Consider the following 3,315-nt stretch of genomic DNA (forward strand, 5'->3'; position numbering starts at 1 on the left):
GAAAAACGTGCTATAGTTGAAGAAAAATTTCAACAGGTCAGAGCAGAATTAGAAAGATTACGTCTCCAAGCAGATGAAGTTTTACCCGCAGAAGCGCAGCAGGAAGCTGAAACTTTCCGCGCTAGAGGACAAGCGGCAATTTTTGAAGAAAATGCCAAAGCTGAAGCCTTGGTTAACGAATTGTTTGCGGAAGTCTGGCAAAACACCGGCAGCGAAGCATCAGCAATTTTCTTGATTCAACAGTTAGAAACCATCCTGGAAGAAGCGATCAAAATTCCTAAACGCTTACACCTCGATCGAGTTAATATCGTTGATAATGGTGATGGTAAATCCCTCGCTGCCCTGATTAAAGTCTATCCCGAAATCGTCAATCAATTCCTCGCCAGTGTCCATCAAACCCTCGGTATTGATGTAGTGGGAACTCTCACTAATAAAATTGAAAAATAGCAGTCAAAAAACATACTAGGCATGGCTGAATCGAGGTATGAATGCCAACTAGAAAAATCCCAGAAAAGAGGATTTATCTCTTAGATCAGCAACGCCACCAGAAACAACCTTCTTAATATGACACCCAAAAGTCTGTATAAGCTACTGCACATTGTCGGTAAACATCAGGTAGGCCTTCCCAAAGTTTTTGCGCTGACGCACGACCCCTATCTCCCACATAACAACCGACAATTTCTCTTATTTGTCTATCAATTGCTAGCCAGACATAAAACTTAAGTAGCTGGTTATAATTAAATTTAAAATGGATTTTAGGTTCGATCCCCCCTGCCCTCCTTGATAAGGTAGGGTTGATTCATGAATCAACCCTACCCTTGATAACGGGGGTGTCTGATAATTTTTAACGCCTACCTACTTAGTATCAATCAAATACTGGTTTGGCTGTGTCATCTTGAACGCGATCGAAGTCTGAATCGTTGCCAACGTTGGGAATCTGGCATAGCACCTCTGCTAGGGATTTTCGTTGCGGTTGCAGCAAGGCTTTTTCTAAGATTTGGCGGTGTTCGGCTTCGGCACTGATCCCGTGTTGGCTGGCTCGCTTTTTGAGAGCTTTGACGATGGCTTCATCGATATTGCGGACGATTAAATCTGCCATAGGTTGTATAGTTAATTGCTGCTTTGATGTCGAAAAAGATACTGTTTCTTGGGTAAGGAATTCATCACCTAACGGCGGAATATCAGAATAATCGATATTCTCATCCGTCATCGCATCAATTCTCTTCAAGTCGCTTTTGATAGATTTTTTGCTCACGATTGTTTTACCTAGGAACGCTATGATCCAGAAACCCGGTTTCTTAAACCCCTCAGCCTTAGTCCCATCGTAGGTTGGGTTGAACGATAGTGAAACCCAACACTTTTTAATAATTGAGTTGGGTTTCGTTCCTCAACCCAACCTACAGATTACTTTTGATAGATTTTCTGCTCACGATTGTTTGAGGTAGATTCGTTAATATTAGGTCCCAAGGTAGCACCTTGACACAAGGGATCAAAAATTTCGATCCAGAAACCGGGTTTGTCAAACAAACCCGGTTTCTTAAACCCCTCAGTTTCTTAAACAAAAAGCTAGGAGTAAGGTTTTATCATCGGTTGTTAACTTATTTAAATCCTCCCGCTCTAAAAATTCTTTGAGATCTTCCTGCAATGGCGTTTCTGTCTGTTGTAAATATTCCTCTAATGGCTGAAAAAAAGGCGGAAAAGGCTGCCAATTTTTATAATCGATCGATACCTTTTCCACTCCATCTGTCGCCACACAAATAAAGGCAACTGGCTCGGTTAAAACTTTTATTTGCATATCCTCCAAAGCATTACTAGAAATAACAAAAGTGGTTTCATTGATGTATTCCCCCTTGTCAGGCTGCAACAATAACTGATAATTTCCACCCAGAGGTTTGAAGACAATAAAACCATCTCCTATCTGCATCGCCGCTAACCGTTTTGAAGTAACCAAAACAACCAGTAAAGTTGTCGCTAGATCATTAATGTCTAACTGTTCTTTTTCGGTTTCTTCTTGGAGAATTTGCTGAACATAAGCCAACAGTCGCCGGAATATTTCCTCTAATTCTGCTTCAGTTTCAGTTGCCGCAAATGCTGTTTTTTTGAGATTTTCCTCTAAAAATTGCAGCGCTGCTTTAACTGTTATTTTCGCCCCCAAATCCGAACGTTTGGCACTACCGGCCCCATCGGCCACGGCTCCAATCAAAACATCCTGACCCAATAATTTATAAGCACCATAATCTTGACAGGGTAATCCCCCTTGCACATGAAAACTACCGATTACCGATTGACACAACGTTCTCCACATAATTAACTGTCCTCTAGGTGGTAATTTGTCCCCAATTCACTGGTGGTAAATCGATCGCCTCTCCAATTTTACCACCAGAAACTCGTTTCATTGAGTTACTTAACCACTGAAATAAATCCCGAAAATCTAACCCATTGAGTAACACGGGGGGATTATTAGAAATCTGTTTGAGCTTCTCCATATCGGCCCCCTGAACACCTACAGAAAAAAATAAAACCCGATTTTCTGCTTCTCCTTGTTTTACCCGTTGCGCCGCCAGATTCCATTGATCCGTAGGCGCACCATCAGTAATTAAAAATATCCAGGGACGATAATATTGGATACCATAACTTTTATAAATCGCCTTACGATCTTCGATTAAATCTAAGGCCAATTCAATCGCTTTTCCCATCGGAGTTAAGTCTCCTGCGGTTAAAGTAGGTGGCGTAAATTGGTCAATCCCGACAAAATCTTGCACGGTTTTAACCCCTCCATTACCAAAGGTAACAATGGCGGTTTCTACACTCAACGTCGCTTGGGTATCCCGCATCACATCCTGCTGAAAGGTTTTGATACCATCATTGAGAGCCTTAATCGGTTCCCCTGACATTGAACCAGAGGTATCTAGTAGTAATACCACAGGACAGCGATTTTCCTGATTTTCGACAAATTCAGCCACACCAATCGGCATTTTTTGCAAGCCTCCTAATTTTTTGAACTGGGGGAACTATGGGTATCTTAGGAATTGGGATTATCTACTTTTTGTCCTATTATATTATCTCTGCCAGTCCCATCAGAAAAGACATCTTTCCCTTAAGCAGGCAGGTGTTAAAAGTTGTCAGACACCCCCCTTATTAAGGGGGATCCCCCCGCCTATCGGCACCCCCCTTATCAAGGGGGGCAGGGGGGATCGGCACCCCCCTTATCAAGGGGGAGCCCCCCGCCTATCGGCACCCCCCTTATCAAGGGGGAGCCCCCCGCCTATCGGCACCCCCCTTATCAAGGGGGAGCCCCCCGCCTATCGGCACCCC

The 3,315-nt window shown here is 43.2% G+C and carries 3 protein-coding genes and 2 pseudogenes; 1 reads left to right on the forward strand and 4 read right to left on the reverse strand.

The features are described from left to right. Positions 1-447 (forward strand): annotated as a pseudogene (locus PX482_RS07310) (flotillin family protein); the annotation flags it as partial. 115 nt (positions 448-562) lie between these two features. On the opposite strand, the pseudogene PX482_RS07315 reads toward PX482_RS07310, so the two are convergent. The 4 genes and pseudogenes from PX482_RS07315 to PX482_RS07330 all read right to left on the reverse strand — a co-directional run. Next, positions 563-748: pseudogene (locus PX482_RS07315) on the reverse strand (IS1 family transposase); the annotation flags it as partial. A 117-nt stretch (positions 749-865) separates the two neighbouring features. Then, the gene (locus PX482_RS07320; protein ID WP_288094188.1) at positions 866-1,210 is read right to left on the reverse strand and encodes a FitA-like ribbon-helix-helix domain-containing protein; all 345 of its coding nucleotides are present in this window, start codon (positions 1,208-1,210) and stop codon (positions 866-868) included. 336 nt (positions 1,211-1,546) lie between these two features. Then, positions 1,547-2,305, reverse strand: a complete 759-nt coding sequence (locus PX482_RS07325) for a PP2C family serine/threonine-protein phosphatase (protein ID WP_045356219.1) — start codon at positions 2,303-2,305, stop codon at positions 1,547-1,549. A 13-nt stretch (positions 2,306-2,318) separates the two neighbouring features. After that, complete coding sequence (locus tag PX482_RS07330) at positions 2,319-2,975, reverse strand: vWA domain-containing protein (RefSeq protein WP_288025417.1); 657 nt, start codon at positions 2,973-2,975, stop codon at positions 2,319-2,321. Positions 2,976-3,315: the final 340 nt, after the last annotated feature.

This window comes from Microcystis sp. M53602_WE12, from assembly GCF_030065455.1.
Lineage (GTDB): Bacteria > Cyanobacteriota > Cyanobacteriia > Cyanobacteriales > Microcystaceae > Microcystis > Microcystis aeruginosa.

Bases quoted from the DNA above. Each gene is read 5' to 3' on its own strand.
- PX482_RS07320 (WP_288094188.1), bottom strand. From the start codon at position 1,210: ATGACGGATGAGAATATCGATTATTCTGATATTCCGCCGTTAGGTGAT.
- PX482_RS07325 (WP_045356219.1), bottom strand. From the start codon at position 2,305: ATGTGGAGAACGTTGTGTCAATCGGTAATCGGTAGTTTTCATGTGCAA.
- PX482_RS07330 (WP_288025417.1), bottom strand. From the start codon at position 2,975: ATGCCGATTGGTGTGGCTGAATTTGTCGAAAATCAGGAAAATCGCTGT.